This window comes from Bacteroides caccae (assembly GCF_002222615.2).
Lineage (GTDB): Bacteria > Bacteroidota > Bacteroidia > Bacteroidales > Bacteroidaceae > Bacteroides > Bacteroides caccae.
This window is the reverse complement of the sequence record NZ_CP022412.2, coordinates 1-20,885: the sequence shown is the minus strand read 5'-3', so window position 1 is coordinate 20,885 and position 20,885 is coordinate 1. Positions and strand designations below refer to the sequence as shown.

Genomic DNA, 20,885 nt, shown 5'->3' with positions numbered 1-20,885 from the left:
GAAAAGCGATTTGTTCTGATGAATAAATCGCTTTTTTTATTATTCCTGCTAATATTATGAGATTCAAATGTCGTTTTCTGAAGAAGAAATTTTTGCTTCTGCTGATTACTTTAGGAATTGGCAGTGCTCTTTATGCGAATGATGAATTGAAGTCTCTAGCGGATTCATTGCGCAGGATGATAGATGAAAAACCACTCTTCATTCAACAAAAAGAGCAACGGATCAATCGGATTAAATGTCTGCTGAAGGGATCAGGCCTGACTCTTGAACAAAAATATAAGATAAATTTTCAGTTATGTAACGAATATAAGAAGTTTGTCGTTGATTCGGCCATTCATTATGTCGATCAGAATTTAGAGATTGCCCGTAAATTGAATAACAGGGATTTAAAGAACCAGTCATCTTTACAGCTTAGTCTTTTATATTCTATGTGCGGTCGGTATAGGGATGCGGAGTTGATTTTGGAAAAAATAAAAACCTCAGAACTTTCCAAAGATTTATTATCTGTTTATTATGAAACTTATTCCCGTTTCTGGGAGTATTACTCTATCACTGCCAATAGTCGCTATGGGAAGCAGCGGGCAGTATATCAGGATTCATTACTATCTCTTCTGGATCAAACTTCTTTTGATTATAAATTATCCCGAGCATATTATTATGGAGGGCGCGATTCCATAAAAGCGAAAACAGTCCTTCAGGAATTATTAGATACGGAGGAAGTGGGGACGCCTCATTATGCCATGATTACTCATGCGTATGCATCCTTCTGCTGGCATCAGAAAAAAATGGATGAGAGAAAAAAGTACCTGATGATGTCTGCTATTGCGGATATCCGGAACGCAACACGGGAAACCGCTTCCTTGCAAGCATTGGCATTGATACAGTACGAAGAAAAGAATTTGTCTGACGCTTTTAAGTTTACACAGTCTGCTATTGATGATGTTGTTTCTTCCGGTATTCATTTCCGTGCAATGGAAATTTATAAGTTCTATTCTATTATTAATACTGCTTACCAGACAGAGGAGGCCCGGTCAAAATCAAATTTGATTACTTTTCTTATTTCAACCAGTATCATTCTTTTTCTTTTGGTCTTGTTGGTGATATGTATTTATATTCAGATGAGAAAGATTCTGAAGATAAAGCGGGCGTTGGTGCAGAGTAATGAAAAACTTTTGCGATTGAACGAGAAACTGAATACTATGAATAATCAGTTGAACGAACAGAATAATCAGTTGTCGGAAACTAATAATATAAAGGAACATTATATAGCCGAGTTTTTTGATGTATGTTTCAGTTATATCAGTAAAATGGAGAAATATCAGAATGTTCTGTATAAATATGCTATCAATAAATATTATGATGAACTAATTAAGAAGTTAAAATCGTCGGCACTTATTGATGAGGAACTTAACGCATTATATGCCCGTTTTGATAGGGTGTTTCTTAATTTGTATCCCACTTTTGTTTCCGATTTCAATGCTTTGTTGAAAGAAGAAGAACGGATTGTCTTAAAAACTGATACATTATTGAATAGGGAACTTCGTATCTATGCCTTGTTACGTTTGGGAATTTCGGATAGTGGGAAGATAGCAAATTTCCTTCGTTGCTCTACTAGTACTGTTTACAACTATCGTACAAAAATGAGGAATAAATCTGCTGTTGATCGGGATGAATTTGAAAATGAAATTATGAAAATTTGTCTCATAGATGAAAGATAAACCTCGAATCACACAAAAAAAATTCCAATCTTTCTACATTTTTAGCCCTCCTTTGAATGCTTAATGTGTTGATTATTAAGTGATAGTATATTTTTTAAGTCTACATAAATTCGTGTAAGCTAAATGAAGTATTGTTTATTTGGCTAGTTTTGCAATATCAGTTTCCGGTTAATTAGCTTGATAATGAAAATTGACCGATTTATATTGTTTGCACTTAAATTTGCTATGTTTTATGAATACACAATTCTCGCTAGGCACGAAAATAAAAGTAGGAATAATCGGCTTTGGTAGAATGGGAAGATTCTATTGGGATGCGATGCGGAAAAGTGGGCGATGGGATATTGCCTATATTTGTGATACGAATCCTGCATCACGTGAATTGGCAAAAGAATTATCTCCGGAATCTTATGTAATAGAAGATAATCAGAAAATTTTTGAAGATGAAAGTGTGCAGGTTGTCGGGCTTTTTACATTAGCTGACTCCCGAATGGAACAAATAGAAAAGGCCATTCGATATGGAAAACATATCATTGCAGAAAAGCCTGTTGCAGATACAATGGAAAATGAATGGAAAGTCGTGGAAATGGCCGAAAGTTCAGATGTCTTTTCTACGGTGAATTTGTATCTGCGAAATTCCTGGTATCATAACCTGATGAAAGAATATATTCGGCAGGGCGAAATCGGTGAGTTGGCTATTATTCGTATTTGCCACATGACGCCTGGATTAGCACCGGGTGAAGGGCATGAATATGAAGGTCCTGCTTTCCATGATTGTGGCATGCATTATGTAGATATTGCCCGTTCGTATGCCGGATGTGAATATCGGACATGGAACGCCCAAGGAGTGAATATGTGGAATTACAAAGACCCATGGTGGATTCAATGTCACGGGACTTTTCAGAATGGAGTAGTTTTTGATATTACGCAGGGGTTCGTTTATGGACAATTATCTAAAGACCAGACACATAATTCATACGTCGATATTATCGGAACAGAGGGCATTGTACGCATGACACATGACTTTACTACCGCTGTAGTCGATTTGCATGGGGTGAACCAGACACTTCGCGTTGAGAAACCTTTCGGTGGCAAAAATATTGATGTATTATGTGATTTGTTTGCCGATTCTATCGAAGCCGGGCAACGGGACCCTCGCTTACCATTATTGCGCGACTCTGCTATTGCATCCGAATATGCATGGAAATTCCTCCAAAACGCACATATGCACGATTTACCGGCTATCGGTGATCTGCGTACGCTTGAACAAATCCGGGAACGAAGAAAAAATATGAAAAATGGATACGGATTGCTACATAGTAATCTACCACAAATAACAAACCCTTAAAATTACTAATTATGTCAGACATTTCGAGAAGAGATTTTCTTAAAACGGGCGCTATGGCTTTGGCAGGCATTACCATTGCTCCAAGCTCTATTCTAGGTATGAGCCACGGACACGTGTCTCCCAGTGATAAATTAAATATTGCAGCCGTAGGTATTGGTGGCATGGGGCATGCCAATATCAATAAAGTAAAGGGTACGGAAAACATTGTGGCTCTTTGTGATGTGGACTGGAAATATGCAAAAAGGGTATTCGATGAATTTCCGAAAGCAAAGAAATACTGGGATTACCGTAAGATGTATGAGGAAATGGGTAAATCCATTGATGGGGTAATCATTGCTACTGCCGATCATACGCATGCTATCATCACTGCCGATGCAATGACAATGGGTAAACATGTATTCTGCCAGAAACCCTTGACTCACTCTGTTTATGAATCTCGTTTGTTGACTAAATTAGCTGCTTCGACTGGTGTAGCCACTCAAATGGGTAATCAGGGAGCATCCGATGAAGGGACAGATTTAGTTTGTGAATGGATATGGAATGGTGAGATAGGTGAAGTGACTAAGGTGGAATGTGCTACTGACCGTCCTATCTGGCCGCAAGGACTAAATGCTCCAGAAAAGGCGGACCGTATTCCTGGTACCTTGAACTGGGACTTATTTACCGGTCCGGCTAAGTTGAATCCGTATAATGAAATTTATCACCCTTGGAACTGGCGCGGCTGGTGGGACTATGGAACAGGTGCGTTGGGTGACATGGCTTGTCATATCCTGCATCAACCGTTCAGAGCTCTGAAATTGGGCTACCCTACAAAGGTGGAAGGTTCTTCTACTTTGTTGTTGAGTGCTTGTGCTCCGCAGGCACAGCATGTGAAAATGATTTTCCCTGCCCGTGATAATATGCCGAAAGTTGCGTTGCCGGAAGTTGAAGTTCATTGGTATGACGGTGGTATGATGCCTGAACGTCCGAAAGGATTTCCGGAAGGAAAACAGCTAATGGGGCCTGGTGGTGGGCTGACTATTTTTCACGGAACAAAAGATACATTGATCTGTGGATGTTACGGTCAGCAGCCATTCTTGTTGTCGGGCCGCGTGCCGAATGCTCCGAAAGTTTGCCGCCGTGTACCGAATGCGATGAATGGTGGTCACGAAATGGATTGGGTACGTGCCTGTAAAGAAGATAAGTCAAGCCGCGTCATGACTAAGTCTGACTTCTCGGAGGCAGGTCCGATGAATGAAATGGTAGTGATGGGAGTATTGGCTATCCGCTTGCAGGGTTTGAACAAAACGTTGGAATGGGACGGTGTCAATATGTGCTTTACGAATATCAGTGATACGGAAACTCTTAGAACTTGTGTAAAAGACGGATTCAAGATTCACGACGGTCACCCGACATTTGACAAGACTTGGACAGATCCGGTTAATGCAAAACAGTTTGCTGCCGAGTTGGTGAAACATAATTATCGTGAAGGGTGGAGATTGCCCGATATGCCTCGGTAAGAATAGATGAAAGAAATTAAAAGATTAAAAATTAAATAACTATTAGTATGAAGAAAGTATTTTACCCTTTAGCTTGTCTTGCAGCAGGAGCCTTGGTTGCTTGCGGTGGTCAGAAATCAGGAAGTGCTCAGGCCGATCAACCCAATGAAGTAGCATTGGCATATTCAAAATCATTGAAAGCACCCGAAACGGATAGTCTGAAATTGCCTGTTGATGAAAACGGTTACATCACGATCTTTGATGGTAAGACGTTTGACGGATGGCGTGGTTATGGAAAAGACAAAGTTCCTGCTAAATGGACTATTGAAGACGGTTGTATCAAATTTAACGGAACCGGTGGCGGTGAAGCGCAAGACGCTGATGGCGGCGACCTGATTTTTGCTCATAAGTTTAAAAACTTTGAATTGGAGTTGGAGTGGAAGGTTGCTAAAGGTAGTAATTCCGGTATCTTGTATTTAGCTCAGGAAATTACTTCTAAGGATAAAGACGGGAATGATGTGCTTGAACCTATCTATATTTCTGCACCTGAATATCAGATTTTGGATAATGCCAATCATCCGGATGCAAAATTGGGTAAGGATAACAATCGTCAGTCGGCTTCTTTGTATGACATGATTCCGGCAGTTCCTCAAAACTCCAAGCCGTTCGGTGAATGGAACAAGGCTAAGATTATGGTTTATAAAGGTACAGTTGTCCATGGACAAAATGATGAGAATGTACTTGAGTATCATCTGTGGACAAAACAATGGACTGATATGTTGCAGGCAAGTAAATTTAGTGAAGAAAAATGGCCTTTGGCATTTGAACTGCTGAATAACTGTGGTGGTGATAATCACGAAGGTTTTATCGGATTGCAGGATCACGGCGATGATGTTTGGTTCCGTAATATCCGCGTGAAGGTATTGGACTAATCACATAGATAACTCGAAATTCCGCAAGTGAATGAATTTATGTTTGTTTGCTTGTGGAATTTGAATCATTGTAAACTCCTGATATCTAATTATATGAAGACTCGAATTTGCTTATGTGTGTTAGCTGCTCTTCTGATGATTCCGGTTGCAGTGACGGCACAGACTAAGAAAACTAAGAAAGAAGTGGCTATTCAGCTCTATTCTGTTAGAGATATATTGAATAGGGTAGACAATAAGGACGGAAAATGTGATCCGGCTTATACTGCCATTCTCGCGAAATTGGCAAAAATGGGATATACCGGTGTTGAAGCGGCTAATTATAATAATGGAAAATTTTATGATAGAACTCCCCGACAATTCAAGAAGGATGTCGAATCGGCCGGAATGAAAGTTTTGTCTTCGCATTGCACACGTGGATTGTCGAAAGAGGAACTGGCTTCCGGTGATTATTCAAAATCACTTGAATGGTGGAATCAGTGTATCGCCGACCATAAGGCAGCAGGAATGAAATATATCGTAGCTCCCTGGATGGATGTTCCTAAAACATTGAAGGATTTGGAAACTTATTGTGCTTATTACAATGAAATAGGTAAGCGCTGCAACCAACAAGGCTTGCGGTTTGGCTATCATAATCATGCGCATGAATTTCAGAAAGTGGAAGGTCAGGTGATGTATGACTATATGCTGGAACATACGAATCATGAATATGTTTTCTTCCAAATGGATGTTTATTGGGTCGTTCGCGGACAAAACAGTCCGGTAGATTACTTTAATAAGTATCCCGGTAGGTTCAAGATATTCCATATCAAAGATCATAGAGAAATCGGGCAAAGTGGAATGGTCGGTTTTGATGCTATCTTTAAGAATGCAAAGACAGCGGGAGTTCAATATCTTGTTGCTGAGATAGAAAAATATAGTATGCCGGTAGAGGAAAGCGTAGAGGTGAGCCTTGATTATTTATTAAATGCTCCTTTTGTAGAGAAGTCCTATACTAAATAGCGTAATTACTTGGATTTAAGATATAAAAAAAGTCTGTGCATGCTTTCGCATGTCAGACTTTCAATTCTCTCTAGCAGTTTCTGAATTATTCAGCTGTTTCAGCTGCTACGCTATCAGTTGCCAATGTATCAGCTGCTGCTGCGGCTGCTGCTTCTTCAGCTGCTGCTGCTTCTACTGCTGCGATTGAGTCAGCGATACGGATAGAATCTGCAGTTGCTTTTGCAGCGTCTGCTGCTTTGTTACCACATGATGCGAATGATACAGCTACGATAGCTACTGCCATTAAAACTAATTTTTTCATTTTCTTTGCTTTTTAAAAACGTAATACAATCAATTGCTTTATTAAAACGCTGCAAAGGTATGTACTTTTTCAATATGTTGTTCTCTAAAAGCCAACTTTTTTTATGTTTTTTTTCGGAAGGTTGGTTAATATACCTTCACTTTATGTTTTAAAACATGCTAATCTATTGTAATACTGTTATATAGATATCTTTTGATACTCCGTTTCGGAGTCTTTTCAAATTCTGTAGGATATAGCTGGATTTTGCTGATTTTTTCATAAGCAGCCACACTGTTATTCAGATTCTTCAGATTTTCATCCATAATTGTTTTCAGATTATCCGGATTGTTCAACCCGAGAGAGTCCAATGCTTCATAATCAGCATAAACAAGTGCCACCAATTTCTTGTTGTACTCGATAACAAGGCTTTCAAGGATAAAAGGCAGGTTGTTGAGTTTGGTTTCCAGTTCTTCGGGGAAGATGTTCTGCCCGCTTGAACTTAAAATCATTGTTTTCAATCGTCCGCGAATGAAGATGTTGCCGTTTGCATCCATTGTGCCGAGGTCGCCGGTACGTAGCCAGCCGTCTTCGGAGAATACTTCGTTTGTAGCTTCGGGATTCTTATAATATCCCACCATTACATTTTCGCCCCGGACTTGTATTTCTCCGGTTTCTGCCTCCGGGCTTTCCTTGTAGATGCGTGCCTCCATAATATCCAGAATCTTTCCGGAGGAGCCTAGAACGAACTCATTCCATGGAGCATAACTGATAAGGGGACCACACTCTGTCATTCCATAACCAATAGTAAAAGGGAATTTTATTTTGTAGAAAAATTCTTCCACTTCTTTGTCCATAGCTGCGCCGCCGATAATAATCTCTTTGAAACGGCCACCCAGCGCATCAATCAGTTTTTTGCGTATCTGATTGTAGATTTGCGTATCAAGCAAGGGGATGTTGAGTGCCCACTTCATACCTTTCTTATTAATGAGCGGCTGAATGATGTTCTTGTATATTTTTTCGATGACTAATGGAACAGTGATAATCAAATTGGGTTTCACCTCCTCGAAGGCCTTCATAATGATTTTGGGAGAAGGGATTTTACCGAGCAAGGTGACATGGGTTCCGACTGCTGTCGCTGTCAGAAAATCAAATGCACAGCCATATGCATGAGCGAGCGGGAGGAAAGAAAGCACTTTATCTCCCTTTTTCAGTAACTCGGTCCGAATACCGAAAGTGACGTTTCCTGCCAGGTTGTTACCTGTCAGCATGACTCCTTTACTGAAACCGGTCGTTCCGGAAGTGTAGTTTAGGAGCATTACTTTATCGTTGGATAAAGTGGTATATTGTATATTTTCACGGCTGAATCCTTGCGGATAAGAAGAATGCATTTCTTTATCAAGATTCTTCAGGAATTTCTGTATGGTTTCTCCGTCCCGTTGGTAGAGACAACGGAAATCGGTTAATGAGAATACACCACGCAATCCGGTGAGTTTTTCTTCCTCCAGGTTATCCCAAATATTGTCACTGGTGAATAAGAAAGTTGATTCGGAATGGTTGACAATATGGTGAACATCGTTTGGAGAAAAGTCCTGTAAGATAGGGACAATGATTGCTCCGTATGTAATTGTTGCCATATAGGCGATGCACCAATGGGCATTATTTTTGCCGATAACGGAGATCTTATCTCCTCTTCGGAGGCTACAATGTTTGAATAACAGGTGTAAACGGGCGATTTCTTCGGCTACCTGACCATACGTATATTGGGTATTTTCTCCATAATCGGTGTAACAGGGCAAATCCCAATTCTCACGAAAACTGTTTTCGTATAGTTTAATGAAATTCTCTTTAATCATTGCACGTTTTTTAGTGAATTGTGCAAAAATAGGAATAAACTTTCGTATCCTAAAGTGTTTTACTAATAATAATGTGTAACTTTGCACGAAATATGTGTTTATAACAGCTTATGATAGATACCACTGTGTTTCAAAATAAGACAGCCGTTTATTATACATTAGGCTGCAAATTGAATTTTTCAGAGACTTCAACTATCGGTAAAATCTTGCGTGAAGCAGGGGTCAGAACTGCGCGTAAAGGAGAAAAAGCAGATATTTGTGTGGTAAATACCTGTTCGGTGACGGAAATGGCGGACAAGAAGTGCCGGCAGGCCATTCATCGGTTGGTAAAACAACATCCCGGTGCTTTTGTGGTAGTGACCGGATGCTATGCGCAACTGAAACCCGGCGATGTGGCACAGATAAAAGGAGTGGATGTCGTGTTGGGTGCTGAACAGAAAAGTGATTTGCTCCGGTATCTCGGCAACCTGCAAAAACATGAAGAAGGAGAGGCTTTTACTACTGCAACCAAAGATATCCGTTCATTTTCACCCTCGTGTTCCCGTGGAGACCGTACCCGCTTTTTCCTGAAAGTGCAGGATGGCTGTGATTATTTTTGTTCGTATTGTACGATTCCTTTTGCCCGTGGGCGTAGCCGTAACGGAACAATCGCTTCTATGGTGGAACAGGCTGGGCAAGCTGCTGCCGAAGGCGGAAAAGAAATTGTATTGACTGGTGTCAATATCGGAGATTTCGGTAAGACAACAGGAGAAACCTTTTTTGATCTTGTAAAAGCATTGGATCAGGTTGAGGGCATAGAACGTTACCGTATATCTTCCATTGAGCCAAATCTGCTGACAGACGAAATTATTGAGTTCGTATCCCGTTCGCGTAGTTTTATGCCTCATTTTCATATTCCGTTGCAATCCGGTAGCGATGAGGTGTTGAAATTGATGCGTCGTCGTTATGATACCGCTCTTTTCGCATCGAAGGTGAAAAAGATTAAGGAAGTGATGCCGGATGCTTTTATCGGTGTTGATGTGATTGTGGGTACTCGCGGCGAGACGGAGGAATACTTCGAGGAGGCTTATCAGTTTATCGCCGGATTGGATGTGACACAGTTGCATGTGTTTAGCTATTCCGAACGTCCCGGCACGCAGGCATTGAAAATAGACTATGTTGTTTCTCCGGAAGAAAAACATCAGCGCAGTCAGCGGCTGTTAGCGCTTTCTGATGAGAAAACGCAGGCTTTTTACGCCCGACATATCGGGCAGACAATGTCGGTTTTAATGGAAAAATCAAAAGCGGGGACTCCGATGCATGGGTTTACGGAGAACTATATCCGTGTTGAAGTGGAAGCGGACAACTCATTGGATAATCAGGTAATCAATGTCCGTTTGGGAGATTTTAACGAAGATAAGACAGCACTTAAAGGTACAATTCTGATATAAGTATGAAATCGAGATTTATCTATTGGCTGGTATCCACTGGAATGTGGCTGTTTTCAGCTCTTCCTTTCCGGGTTCTGTATATACTTTCGGATTTCAATTATCTGTTGATGTATTATGTGGGAAAATATCGCCGTAAGGTTGTCAGAGGAAACTTGACGAAGTCATTCCCGGAAAAGACTCCCGCTGAAAGGTTGCAGATAGAGCGTAAATTTTATCGTTATCTGTCGGATTATATGCTTGAAGACTTAAAACTTCTGCACATGTCGGCTGAAGATCTTTGCCAACGGATGATTTACAAGAATACGGAACAATATCTCGAACTGACGGAGAAGTATGGCGGGATTATTGTGATGATTCCGCATTATGCCAATTATGAGTGGTTGATCGGAATGGGAGCAATAATGAAGCCGGGAGATGTACCCGTACAGGTCTATAAGCCATTAAGAGATAAATATCTGGATGAACTGTTTAAACGTATCCGTTCTCGTTTCGGGGGATACAATATTCCTAAGCATTCTACTGCACGGGAGATTATAAAGTTGAAACGTGAAGGAAAGAAAATGGTTGTCGGTTTGATAACCGACCAGTGGCCTAGTGGTAATGACAGGTATTGGACTACATTTTTAGGTCAGGAAACAGCTTTCTTGAATGGGGCGGAACGGATTGCCAAGATGATGAATTTCCCGGTCTTTTACTGTGAACTGACTAAGAAACGCAGAGGATACTGTGAAGCGGAATTTAAATTGATGACGGAAACTCCTAAGGATACAGCCGAAGGAGAAATTACTGAAATGTTTGCCCGGTATCTGGAACAGACAATCCGTCGGGAGCCGGCTTATTGGCTGTGGTCGCATAAGCGTTGGAAAGCCTCCAGAGAAGAATGGGCGGACATCGTGGAACAGGAGAAAGAAAGGCTGAAAGAGAAGCAAAAGCAATGAAAGTATCAGTAGTCATTTTGAATTGGAACGGGTGTGATATGCTTCGCACTTTTCTTCCGTCGGTAGTCCGGTATTCGAAAGGAGAGGGGGTAGAGGTTTGTGTGGCTGATAATGGTTCTACGGACGCTTCGGTGGAGATGCTCCGACAGGATTTTCCTTCGGTTAGGGTGATTCTATTGGATCAGAACCATGGTTTTGCAGACGGATACAACTTGGCTTTACAGCAGGTGGAAGCCGACTATGTTGTTCTTTTAAATTCGGATGTTGAAGTAACGGAACATTGGTTGGAACCGATGATTGCGTATCTTGATATTCATCCGGAAGTTGCTGCCTGCCAACCGAAAATACGGAGCTGGCGGCAAAAAGATCATTTTGAATATGCCGGGGCGGCAGGTGGCTTTCTGGATAAATATGGTTATCCCTTTTGTCGTGGACGTATAATGGGAGTGGTTGAGAAGGATGAAGGCCAGTATGATAAGGTCATTCCCGTTTTTTGGGCAACAGGCGCGGCTTTGGTTATTCGTCGTGCCGATTATAAGGAAGTGGGCGGACTGGACGGACGTTTCTTTGCGCACATGGAAGAAATTGATTTGTGCTGGAGGTTACGCTCTCGCGGACGGGAGATTGTTTGTGTCCCTCAAAGTAAGGTCTATCATGTAGGTGGGGCTACACTTAAAAAAGAGAACCCCCGAAAGACCTTTCTTAATTTCCGTAATAACCTTGTCATGTTGTATAAAAATCTCCCGGCAGAGGAGTTAAATAAAGTGATGCGTATCCGGGCTTGCCTGGACTATGTGGCGGCATTTGTTTTTTTGCTGAAAGGCGATTGGGATAATGCTTGTGCCGTGATGCGTGCAAGGAAAGAATATAAGCAGATTCGTCCTTCATTTTCTTCTTCCCGTGAAGAAAATATGAGAAAAAAAAGGTTGGATCTGATACCTGAACGGACAAAAAATAGTATCTTGTGGCAGTTTTATGTGAGAGGATGCAAACGATTCTCTCAATTGTCGGACTTAAAAGGATAACGAAATGGAATCAAAAGTTAGAAAAGGTATCGGGCTGGTAGCACATGATGCCATGAAGAAAGATCTCATCGAATGGGTATTATGGAATTCAGAACTATTAATGGGAAATAAATTCTATTGTACAGGTACTACCGGTACCTTAATATTGAAAGCACTGAAGGAGAAACATCCGGATGAGGAATGGGATTTTACGATTCTAAAATCCGGTCCCCTGGGAGGTGACCAGCAAATGGGATCGCGCATTGTAGACGGTCAGATTGATTATCTTTTCTTCTTTACTGACCCTATGACACTGCAACCGCATGATACGGATGTAAAAGCATTAACCCGTCTGGCAGGTGTGGAAAACATAGTTTTCTGTTGTAACCGTTCGACGGCTGACCATATAATCTCCAGTCCTTTATTTATGGATCCTGATTACGAACGTATTCATCCCGACTATTCCGGTTATACGAAACGTTTCGAGAATAAGCCTGTCGTGACGGAGGCTGTGGAATCTGTGAATAGAAGAAAGAAGAAGAAATAGAAACTTCCGGAAGATTAATTGCAGAAAGAATATAATTTGTAGGGTATCCCAAGCTGGATACCCTTTTATTTTCTACTACAATACAACTCAATGCCTGCGGCATCAATGTCTGCTCCCATAGGTGGATTCCGCTTAGAAAGGCGAAGCTCCACTTCCTCAATATCAGGAAATGTCTCGAAAAGTTTTTGTACGATTCTGCCACCGGCATGTTCCAGCAATTTGGAAGGAATCGCCATTTCGGTTTTTATCACATTATGTACTTCGGCGTAGTTGACTGTATCTGCCACTTCATCCGTTTGTGCGGCTTTGCTGATATCTACTTTGAGTTTCAGGTCAATGACATACTCATTTCCGATAAGATTCTCTTGTGGTGCTACTCCGTGGTAGGCGTAGCAACGGATATCTTTTAAAAAAATAGTACTGTTGTTTATCTTCATGTTATTCTTGGTATCTCCCATTATTTTAGTCTTATTTTTGGGGAGCTCTCCCTGTATATTTGATAAGTTCGCCTATCTTCTTATTAAGTTCTTTAGCCTTCATTAGTTGTTCCAATGTGAGATGCATTCGATATCGCCAGTAATTTCTCGGGTTCGACGGTACGTTGATCCGTTCTTCCTGCACATTGGGATTTCTCCATTTTCCGTCAATCGACAACCAGTCTTGCAGGGAAAGAATACAGAGAATTGAGTTACTGTTGAGATGGTTACGTACCACCTCCTCGCATAGTTCGGGGGTTGCAACAGTTGGAGCAATACCATAATGTCCCAAAATCGTATTATAATAACGTTGGGTCTGTTGGTAATCTTCTTCCCACCAACCACGTAAAGTGGACATATCGTGAGTAGAGATCGTGCAGACAGATCGGTATGGATATTCGCTCAGATGTCCGAACTCGTGCAACGGATTCTTAGGCATTCGCTGAATCTCCAGGCTAAGGATGCGTAAGTCGTTCATTACCGATGCAACGCAATCGGGAATCATTCCCAAGTCTTCTCCGCAAACTAACATACGGGTGGATTGTGTCAGTTGTGGTAACTTCTTCATTGCCTGTTGCTGCCAGAATGCATTGTGCCGGTGATAATAATACTGGTCATAGAGCTTGTTAAAAGCATTCTTTTCTACCTCACTCAATGAACGGAAAATAAAGTCGCGCTGTACTCCGATGCGGGGATGATATTTTCCTTCCTCTTTCTTGTCCGGAACAAACAGTACGTTGCTAATTAAAGAATAAAGTCCTTCCCGAATCCAAATACTGTCTTCATCTTTTCTGTCGGAAAAGAAATTTTCCACTTCCCGTTGGGTCTCAAATCCCGGTTTCATGTGGTAGATACCGGATACATCAGTTGTTTGAAGAAAGTTCTGTTTCACGAATTCGGTATGCGGCCCGAACACTTGCCCGAGGAAAGACTCATGGATATAAGGAAGCAGATATTCGTCACGGAATGTAAAACCGAAACTCTCAATTTCTTCCCGGCTCATAGGGAGAGAAGGGGTAAATTGTCCTAATAAGCCGTGTACAGCGTGCATCGGTATTTCCCAAATACGGAAGAAGCCGAGAATATGGTCGATCCGGTAAGCATCGAAGTATTCCGCCATTTTTTGGAAACGTCTCATCCACCAGCGGTAACCGTCCTTTTCCATGATATCCCAGTTGTAGGTAGGGAATCCCCAGTTCTGTCCGTTTATCGAGAAATCATCGGGAGGTGCACCTGCTTGTCCGTTGAGGTTGAAATAATAAGGCTCCGTCCAGGCTTCCACACTATTCCGGCTGATACCGATAGGGATATCTCCTTTCAGTGCGACACCTTGCTCGCGGGCATATTGGGTAGCGGCCAATAACTGCAAATGCAGATGATACTGAATATAAAAGTAAAGGGCGATATGCGGATAATCTGCCGTCTCCGGCTGGCACATCTTTTCTATCTCCTTTGCATGGTAAGTAGAATATTTAGGCCATTCACGGAAATTCGGTGTTTTGTAGGCATCCCGTAAATAACTGAAAACAGCATACGGTTGCAACCATTCTTTATTGGCATCGAAAAACTCTTTGAAACCTTTGGAAGATAATGTCTTTTCTCCGTCCTGCCGAAATAATAGGCGGTAATACTCCCATTTGGTTTGGTTGACTGCTTCATAGTCAATGGCCGGCAGACTGTTCAATTCTTTTTGTTTTTTGTTGAACCTTGCTACCGCTTCTTTGTCTTTGAGCGTTCCCATTTGCCTTATATCCGCGTACATCGGGTGAAAAGCATAAATAGAAATACTATTATAAGGATAAGAATCAGTCCATGCGTGTGTCATTGTTGTGTCATTGACCGGCAGAATCTGTATCACCTTCTGATGAGTAGATACAGCCCAGTCAACCAACCGTTTCAGATCACCGAAATCCCCGACTCCGAAGCTCTTTTCTGATTTTAAGGAAAATACGGGTATAGCCATACCTGCTCCTTTCCATGCAGGAATATCGAAATAGACATACCGGTCGGAGATTACTAGTGTCTCGTTGGTCTTTAATTCCGGATCGGCTAAATACCGGTTAGGATTCTTCTCCCAACAATCCGCTTTCTTTTCCTGTTTGTTATAGAGGATAAACTTATATTCCAGCGGGAACTTCAGTTTACTTGCATCCAGTTCTATCTGCCATTCCGGAAAGTTTGCATCACTCATGAGGACGGCCTTCTCCGGATTCCAGTTGCCTAATGCCTTTTGATTGCCGCAGATTGCCAGGCAGTAATCCTTGTTGATACGTGGAGCATAAGCCTTGATAACCAGCCCTTTTTTGTAACTTTGCGGAATTTCTTCCCTTTCAGGATGTGCCAGCAGGGCTTCTGTAAAAGCAGAACTGTAAAAGCATAATTGCTCGGGAATATTCTTCCAGCAGTCATTGATTCTATATTTCTTCTTGGAGGTACCGGACAGGAAAAGACATCGGGAAAAACTGTCCCATTCTTTGCGGGTCACAATTCCGTTCTGTTCTATCTGGTAATTGTAATGAATTGTCAATCCTTCGTTGGGAACTTCGAATTCCAGTTCTGTCGTCCAGTAGATACCGTCTGTGGTATGCAAAGGGACAGATTCCGGAGACAGCCCGGCAATTCTGACCTCTTCTCCCCAGTTGGTGCGGTATTCTATATTAAATGATAAAATCATATATATTAGATTTTGATTGGATACTAATGATACTGCAAGTATAAGACATTTTTTTGAATAAAAAATAAAAGGAGCCGCACCGGACTCCTTTTAACCTTTTGTTTATATATTAATTAACATACGAGTATGTTTATCCGCATCTGGAAGCGCCGCAAGTCGTACAAATCAGACAGCCTTCCTGATAAACCAAAGTTTCGTTGCCGCAGTTCGGGCATTTCTTTCCTTTGGCTTCCGTTCCGTCCTGAATGTATTTCTTCAATGCACGTTCCACACCATTTTTCCAGGTATTGATACTTTCGCTGTTCAACTGGAGCGAACCGACCAGCTTGATTACTTGTTCAATCGGCATCCGGTAGCGGAGTACGCCGGAAATCAATTTGGCATAATTCCAATATTCTTTGTTGAACTTTTCGGACAATCCTTCAATAGTAGTCTTATATCCGCGTTTGTTTTCAAACTGGAAGTCATAACGTTTTGTTCCATCTTCGTCCACATTCTTGATGATACGCCCGCAAGTCACACTCTTAGGCAACAAGATACCTTCGTCATCATCCTGCAAACCGGTAAAGATCTCATAAGGATGTCCGTCCAGCAATCCGACAAATGCCACCCATTTTTCCTTATTGTTCTGGAAACGGACAACGTCAGCTTCCAAAACTTTCGGGCGTACCTCTACTACCGTAGGCGGTTTGCAAGGAGGAAGTTCCTCTTTTTTCTCTGATTTTGTAGAAATCAGTACTCCGGAACGTGAACCGTCACGATATACCGTACAGCCTTTGCAACCGGATTTCCATGCTTCTACATATAACCGGTTCACTAAATCTTCGTCTACATCGTTCGGCAGATTGATAGTTACACTGATAGAGTGGTCAACCCATTTCTGGATTCTTCCCTGCATCTTCACTTTCATCAACCAGTCTACGTCATTGGAGGTAGCTTTATAGTAAGGTGATTTGGCAACCAGTTCGTCAATTTCTTCCTGTGTATAGCGTCTGGCAGGATCATAACCGTTCGCTTCCATCCATGTAACAAACTTATGGTGGAATACAATGTATTCCTCGAATGCGTCTCCTGTTTCATCAACGAAATCCACATGTACATTGGTGTCATTCGGGTTGACCTTTCTTCTACGTTTGTAAACAGGCAGGAATACAGGTTCGATACCTGAAGTAGTCTGCGTCATCAAACTGGTTGTACCGGTAGGAGCGATAGTCAGACACGCAATGTTACGGCGTCCGTACTTCTTCATTTCTGCATATAGCTCCGGATCAGCTTCGGCAAGGCGTTTGATGAACGGATTATTCTGTTCGCGTTCGTTATTGTAGATTTCAAAAGCACCGCGCTCTTTTGCCATTTCGACAGAAGAACGATAGGCACCCAAAGCCACTGTCTTATGTACTTTCTCAGAGAACTCTGTTGCTTCTTCCGTACCATAACGCAATCCTAAAGCAGCAAGCATATCGCCTTCGGCAGTGATACCCACACCGGTACGACGGCCCTGACCGCTCTTCTTATATATCTTTTCCCAAAGTACACGTTCCGCACGTTTCACTTCTTCGTTTTCCGGATCTTCATCAATCTTCTTCATGATACGCTCGATTTTCTCCAGTTCGAGGTCGATAATATCATCCATGATGCGCTGAGCCAGAGCCACGTGCTTCTTGAATAAATCAAAATCAAAATATGCGTCCGGCTTGAACGGATTCACTACATAAGAATATAGATTGATAGCCAGCAATCGGCAAGAATCGTAAGGACACAATGGTATTTCACCGCAGGGATTAGTAGATACTGTCTTGTAACCCAGATCAGCATAACAATCGGGCACAGATTCACGGATAATCGTATCCCAGAACAATACACCCGGTTCTGCTGATTTCCATGCATTATGTACGATCTTCTTCCATAGGGTAGAAGCGTCGATTTCTTTTGTGAATGCAGGATTGGCAGCGTCAATGGGATATTGCTGTACATAAGGTTTGCCCTCTACGGCAGCCTGCATGAAAGCATCGTCCAGTTTGACTGATACATTTGCTCCGGTAACCTTTCCTTCCGTCATTTTTGCATCAATGAATGCTTCGGAATCCGGATGTTTGATAGACACACTTAACATCAACGCGCCACGACGTCCGTCCTGGGCAACTTCACGGGTCGAATTGGAATAACGTTCCATGAACGGAACAAGGCCGGTAGAAGTAAGAGCCGAGTTTTTAACGGGAGAACCTTTCGGGCGGATGTGAGACAGGTCGTGACCTACACCACCACGTCTTTTCATCAATTGCACTTGTTCTTCGTCGATTTTGATGATAGCACCATAAGAGTCTGCGGCGCCGTCCACTCCGATTACGAAGCAGTTGGATAATGAAGCCACCTGATAATCATTACCGATGCCTGTCATCGGGCTGCCTTGGGGAACGATATATTTGAAATGATCCAATAGATCATATAGTTCCTTTGCAGTCAGGCCGTTCGGGTACTTAGATTCGATACGTGCCACTTCATTTGCAATTCTCCAATGCATATCTTCCGGAGACTTTTCGTAAATATTTCCGAAAGAGTCCTTGACTGCGTATTTGTTTACCCAAACCCTGGCAGCAAGCTCATCGCCTTGAAAATATCGTAAAGATTCTTCATAGGCTTCATCATAAGAATAAATTTGTTTTTCCACGATGTTATGTGTCTTAGATTTTATTTTTAATAAGTAATGTGTAGAAGTTTACTTATCATTAACAAATGTGGTTGCAAATCTAAGAATGTTTTTTCATCTATCAAAATAAAAATGAAATAATTTATTAACAGGTTGCAAGTTTTCCATTTGTCATTGCTAAGTAATTGATAAACAATGAAATCGTAGAAAGGTTTAAAGGTTAAAGTTCTCCAAAAAGAAAACTATTCTTTTCTGTCGATATAGTGGAATGAATTTTTCTTTTTATATCTTTGCAAAAAAAATATATGTTTGAAACCGTAAAGAACAGAAGAACTATTCGGAAATATCTACCAAAAGATATCGCTCCCGATTTGTTAAATGATTTGCTTGAAACCTCTTTCCGTGCTTCTACAATGGGAGGAATGCAACTTTATAGTGTAATTGTCACGCGTGATACAGAAATGAAGGAGAAACTTTCGCCTGCACATTTTAACCAGCCAATGGTAAAAAATGCACCGGTCGTGCTTACTTTTTGTGCCGATTTCCGTCGTTTTTGTAAGTGGTGCGAACAACGAAAAGCTGTACCGGGCTATGACAATTTAATGTCTTTTATGAATGCCGCCATGGATACTTTGCTTGTTGCCCAGACCTTCTGTACGTTGGCAGAGGAAGCCGGACTGGGAATCTGCTATTTGGGAACAACTACTTATAATCCGCAGATGATTATTGATACTCTGCAACTTCCGGAGCTGGTATTCCCTCTCACAACTATAACGGTAGGCTACCCGGACAGTATCCCTGCACAAGTTGACCGTTTACCTTTGGAAGCGGCTGTACATCAGGAAACCTATCATGACTACACATCCGAAGATATTGATAAACTGTATGCCTATAAGGAATCGTTGCCTGAAAATAAACAATTCATCGAGGAGAATCAGAAAGAAACGCTTGCTCAGGTTTTTACAGACATACGTTATACAAAGAAAGATAATGAATTTATGTCCGATAACTTGTTGAAAGTACTTCGTCAACAAGGTTTTTTGAAATAAGTACTTGAAATAAACAGCAGGTATCAAGTATTATCGCAGTTACATTTGCTTTATATGCACACACATGGATAATACTTAATACCTGCTATTTTTATCGTTGATTTAGTTTCTCTTCTTCAGCAGTGATTCAATTTCCTGTACTTCTGCATGAAAGCTCTTGTCTACTTCCAGTTGGCCTTTTACTGTTTTGCAGGCGTGAAGTACTGTTGCATGGTCTTTGTTACCAATGAATTTGCCTATCTTGGATGTTGAAAAGTCTGTGTGATTTTTAGCCAGGTACATGGCAATCTGGCGTGCCTGAACCACTTCTCTTTTTCTGGATTTCGTATGTATGGCAGACGGTTCCAAGTCGAAATGCTTGCATACGACTTTAAGAATATCGTCAATTGTTACAGCTTTTGTTTCGTTGTGAACTACGCCATGCACAATGTGTTGTGCCAAATCCAGATCTATTTCCTTGTTGAAAATAGTAGAACGTGCCATAATCGCAATAACGATACCTTCCAGATCGCGTACGCTCTCATTCACATTTTCAGCAATATAATCAATCACTTCCGGTGGGAATTGCAATCCGTCGCGGTGTATCTTATTACGCAGGATATTTTTGCGAAGTTCTACGGTCGGCTTTTCGAGTTCGGCTACCATACCCCATTTGAAACGGGTCAACAGACGTTCTTCGATACCTTGCAGCAACACTGGAGCGCGGTCGGAAGTCAGAATGAGCTGCTTGCCGTTCTGATGCAGATGATTGAAGATATGGAAGAAGTTGTTCTGAGTTTTGGTAACTCCGGCAAACTCCTGAATATCATCAATGATAAGTACATCAATAGTCTGGTAGAAGTTGATAAAGTCGTTGGTCGTGTTGTTACGTACTGAGTCTGTATATTGAACCTGAAATAAATGCGCCGAAACATATAAAACTCTTTTTTCGGGATATATTTCTTTGATTTTCGTGCCGATTGCATTTGCAAGGTGCGTTTTTCCTACTCCGGAAGCTCCATAGAGGAATAACGGGTTGAAAGCGGTACCTCCCGGTTTTTGTGCTACGGCTTCGGCAACGCTTCTTGACAGTTTGTTGCTGTATCCTTCGATGAAGTTCTCAAAGTTATAGTTGGGGTTCAAGTGTGGATCCAAATCCTGAACAGCAGGAGCTTGCAGGAAATTGGGTGCTTTGTTGGCACCAAATATACTTTTGGGAGTAACAGCGGTAGAACGATTGCTTGCTTCGAGATTCACGGTTTGATTCGGAATCGAAGTCTTGTCGACCATGACGTTGTACATCAACTTGGTGCCTTCGCCAATGACCTTATATAATGTCTTGCGGATTAGATCTACGAATCTCTCCTCCAGAATTTCATAGAAAAACTGGCTCGGGATCTGCAAGATCAATGTTTTGTCCTCATATTTTAATGGAACAATCGGGGCAAACCAAGTATTATATGTCGTCTCGGGAACATTGTCTTTAATTACCTCGAGACAGCGGTTCCAAAGTACGGCATGATTTGATTCAATCAT

At 41.6% G+C, this 20,885-nt stretch carries 16 protein-coding genes; 10 read left to right on the top strand and 6 right to left on the bottom strand.

What is annotated here, in order from left to right; all coding sequences use genetic code 11:
• The first annotated feature begins 56 nt into the window (after positions 1 to 56).
• From CGC64_RS00085 to CGC64_RS00065, 5 genes are all read left to right on the top strand, one after another.
• The gene (locus CGC64_RS00085; RefSeq protein ID WP_005678721.1) at positions 57 to 1,718 is read left to right on the top strand and encodes a DUF6377 domain-containing protein; all 1,662 of its coding nucleotides are present in this window, start codon (positions 57 to 59) and stop codon (positions 1,716 to 1,718) included.
• 232 nt (positions 1,719 to 1,950) lie between these two features.
• Positions 1,951 to 3,063: a Gfo/Idh/MocA family protein gene (locus CGC64_RS00080; protein ID WP_005678722.1), complete on the top strand. Its 1,113-nt coding sequence runs from the start codon at positions 1,951 to 1,953 to the stop codon at positions 3,061 to 3,063.
• A gap of 11 nt (positions 3,064 to 3,074) precedes the next feature.
• On the top strand, positions 3,075 to 4,562 hold the full coding sequence (locus CGC64_RS00075; RefSeq protein WP_005678724.1) for a Gfo/Idh/MocA family oxidoreductase: 1,488 nt from the start codon (positions 3,075 to 3,077) through the stop codon (positions 4,560 to 4,562).
• Positions 4,563 to 4,609: 47 nt separating this feature from the next.
• Positions 4,610 to 5,473 (top strand): 3-keto-disaccharide hydrolase, encoded by an 864-nt coding sequence (locus tag CGC64_RS00070; protein WP_005678725.1) that lies wholly within the window; start codon positions 4,610 to 4,612, stop codon positions 5,471 to 5,473.
• A 93-nt stretch (positions 5,474 to 5,566) separates the two neighbouring features.
• Entirely contained in the window at positions 5,567 to 6,472 is a 906-nt protein-coding gene (locus tag CGC64_RS00065; protein WP_005678726.1) for a sugar phosphate isomerase/epimerase family protein, read from the top strand.
• An 85-nt stretch (positions 6,473 to 6,557) separates the two neighbouring features.
• Here CGC64_RS00065 and CGC64_RS00060 read toward each other — a convergent pair whose 3' ends face one another.
• Together CGC64_RS00060 and CGC64_RS00050 are read right to left on the bottom strand one after the other, a co-directional pair.
• The gene (locus tag CGC64_RS00060; protein ID WP_005682658.1) at positions 6,558 to 6,773 is read right to left on the bottom strand and encodes a hypothetical protein; all 216 of its coding nucleotides are present in this window, start codon (positions 6,771 to 6,773) and stop codon (positions 6,558 to 6,560) included.
• A 158-nt stretch (positions 6,774 to 6,931) separates the two neighbouring features.
• Positions 6,932 to 8,605 (bottom strand): long-chain fatty acid--CoA ligase, encoded by a 1,674-nt coding sequence (locus tag CGC64_RS00050; protein ID WP_005678727.1) that lies wholly within the window; start codon positions 8,603 to 8,605, stop codon positions 6,932 to 6,934.
• A gap of 110 nt (positions 8,606 to 8,715) precedes the next feature.
• Here CGC64_RS00050 and mtaB point away from each other — a divergent pair, with 110 nt between their 5' ends.
• From mtaB to CGC64_RS00030, 4 genes are read left to right on the top strand one after another with little or no spacing between them, the layout of a single operon-like run.
• A complete protein-coding gene (gene mtaB / locus CGC64_RS00045) occupies positions 8,716 to 10,035 on the top strand; it encodes a tRNA (N(6)-L-threonylcarbamoyladenosine(37)-C(2))-methylthiotransferase MtaB (protein WP_005678728.1) in 1,320 nt (439 codons plus the stop codon).
• Between the two features lie 2 nt (positions 10,036 to 10,037).
• The gene (locus CGC64_RS00040) at positions 10,038 to 10,973 is read left to right on the top strand and encodes a lysophospholipid acyltransferase family protein (RefSeq protein ID WP_005678729.1); all 936 of its coding nucleotides are present in this window, start codon (positions 10,038 to 10,040) and stop codon (positions 10,971 to 10,973) included.
• On the top strand, positions 10,970 to 11,998 hold the full coding sequence (locus tag CGC64_RS00035) for a glycosyltransferase family 2 protein (RefSeq protein ID WP_005678730.1): 1,029 nt from the start codon (positions 10,970 to 10,972) through the stop codon (positions 11,996 to 11,998). Before CGC64_RS00040 ends, CGC64_RS00035 begins: the two co-directional genes overlap by 4 nt.
• A 4-nt stretch (positions 11,999 to 12,002) precedes the next feature.
• A complete protein-coding gene (locus CGC64_RS00030; RefSeq protein ID WP_005678731.1) occupies positions 12,003 to 12,524 on the top strand; it encodes a methylglyoxal synthase in 522 nt (173 codons plus the stop codon).
• Between the two features lie 65 nt (positions 12,525 to 12,589).
• Here CGC64_RS00030 and folB read toward each other — a convergent pair whose 3' ends face one another.
• The 3 genes from folB to CGC64_RS00015 all read right to left on the bottom strand — a co-directional run bounded on the left by folB (position 12,590) and on the right by CGC64_RS00015 (position 18,342).
• Positions 12,590 to 12,961 carry a dihydroneopterin aldolase gene (gene folB / locus CGC64_RS00025; RefSeq protein ID WP_032855429.1) on the bottom strand — a complete coding sequence of 124 codons (372 nt, stop codon included), beginning with the start codon at positions 12,959 to 12,961 and terminating at the stop codon, positions 12,590 to 12,592.
• 31 nt (positions 12,962 to 12,992) lie between these two features.
• Positions 12,993 to 15,674 (bottom strand): 4-alpha-glucanotransferase, encoded by a 2,682-nt coding sequence (locus tag CGC64_RS00020; protein WP_005678735.1) that lies wholly within the window; start codon positions 15,672 to 15,674, stop codon positions 12,993 to 12,995.
• Positions 15,675 to 15,804: 130 nt separating this feature from the next.
• Positions 15,805 to 18,342, bottom strand: coding sequence for an adenosylcobalamin-dependent ribonucleoside-diphosphate reductase (locus CGC64_RS00015; protein ID WP_005682664.1), 2,538 nt, complete (start codon positions 18,340 to 18,342; stop codon positions 15,805 to 15,807).
• A 284-nt stretch (positions 18,343 to 18,626) separates the two neighbouring features.
• Between CGC64_RS00015 and CGC64_RS00010 the strand changes: the two genes are divergently transcribed.
• The gene (locus CGC64_RS00010) at positions 18,627 to 19,370 is read left to right on the top strand and encodes an NADPH-dependent oxidoreductase (protein ID WP_005678737.1); all 744 of its coding nucleotides are present in this window, start codon (positions 18,627 to 18,629) and stop codon (positions 19,368 to 19,370) included.
• 102 nt (positions 19,371 to 19,472) lie between these two features.
• On the opposite strand, the gene dnaA is transcribed toward CGC64_RS00010, so the two are convergent.
• Positions 19,473 to 20,885, bottom strand: coding sequence for a chromosomal replication initiator protein DnaA (gene dnaA / locus CGC64_RS00005; protein ID WP_005678738.1), 1,413 nt, complete (start codon positions 20,883 to 20,885; stop codon positions 19,473 to 19,475).

Bases quoted from the DNA above. Each gene is read 5' to 3' on its own strand.
- CGC64_RS00060 (WP_005682658.1), bottom strand. From the start codon at position 6,773: ATGAAAAAATTAGTTTTAATGGCAGTAGCTATCGTAGCTGTATCATTC.
- CGC64_RS00040 (WP_005678729.1), top strand. From the start codon at position 10,038: ATGAAATCGAGATTTATCTATTGGCTGGTATCCACTGGAATGTGGCTG.
- CGC64_RS00050 (WP_005678727.1), bottom strand. From the start codon at position 8,605: ATGATTAAAGAGAATTTCATTAAACTATACGAAAACAGTTTTCGTGAG.
- CGC64_RS00080 (WP_005678722.1), top strand. From the start codon at position 1,951: ATGAATACACAATTCTCGCTAGGCACGAAAATAAAAGTAGGAATAATC.
- mtaB (WP_005678728.1), top strand. From the start codon at position 8,716: ATGATAGATACCACTGTGTTTCAAAATAAGACAGCCGTTTATTATACA.
- CGC64_RS00085 (WP_005678721.1), top strand. From the start codon at position 57: ATGAGATTCAAATGTCGTTTTCTGAAGAAGAAATTTTTGCTTCTGCTG.
- CGC64_RS00065 (WP_005678726.1), top strand. From the start codon at position 5,567: ATGAAGACTCGAATTTGCTTATGTGTGTTAGCTGCTCTTCTGATGATT.
- CGC64_RS00030 (WP_005678731.1), top strand. From the start codon at position 12,003: ATGGAATCAAAAGTTAGAAAAGGTATCGGGCTGGTAGCACATGATGCC.
- dnaA (WP_005678738.1), bottom strand. From the start codon at position 20,885: ATGATTGAATCAAATCATGCCGTACTTTGGAACCGCTGTCTCGAGGTA.
- CGC64_RS00035 (WP_005678730.1), top strand. From the start codon at position 10,970: ATGAAAGTATCAGTAGTCATTTTGAATTGGAACGGGTGTGATATGCTT.
- CGC64_RS00075 (WP_005678724.1), top strand. From the start codon at position 3,075: ATGTCAGACATTTCGAGAAGAGATTTTCTTAAAACGGGCGCTATGGCT.
- folB (WP_032855429.1), bottom strand. From the start codon at position 12,961: ATGAAGATAAACAACAGTACTATTTTTTTAAAAGATATCCGTTGCTAC.
- CGC64_RS00020 (WP_005678735.1), bottom strand. From the start codon at position 15,674: ATGATTTTATCATTTAATATAGAATACCGCACCAACTGGGGAGAAGAG.
- CGC64_RS00010 (WP_005678737.1), top strand. From the start codon at position 18,627: ATGTTTGAAACCGTAAAGAACAGAAGAACTATTCGGAAATATCTACCA.
- CGC64_RS00070 (WP_005678725.1), top strand. From the start codon at position 4,610: ATGAAGAAAGTATTTTACCCTTTAGCTTGTCTTGCAGCAGGAGCCTTG.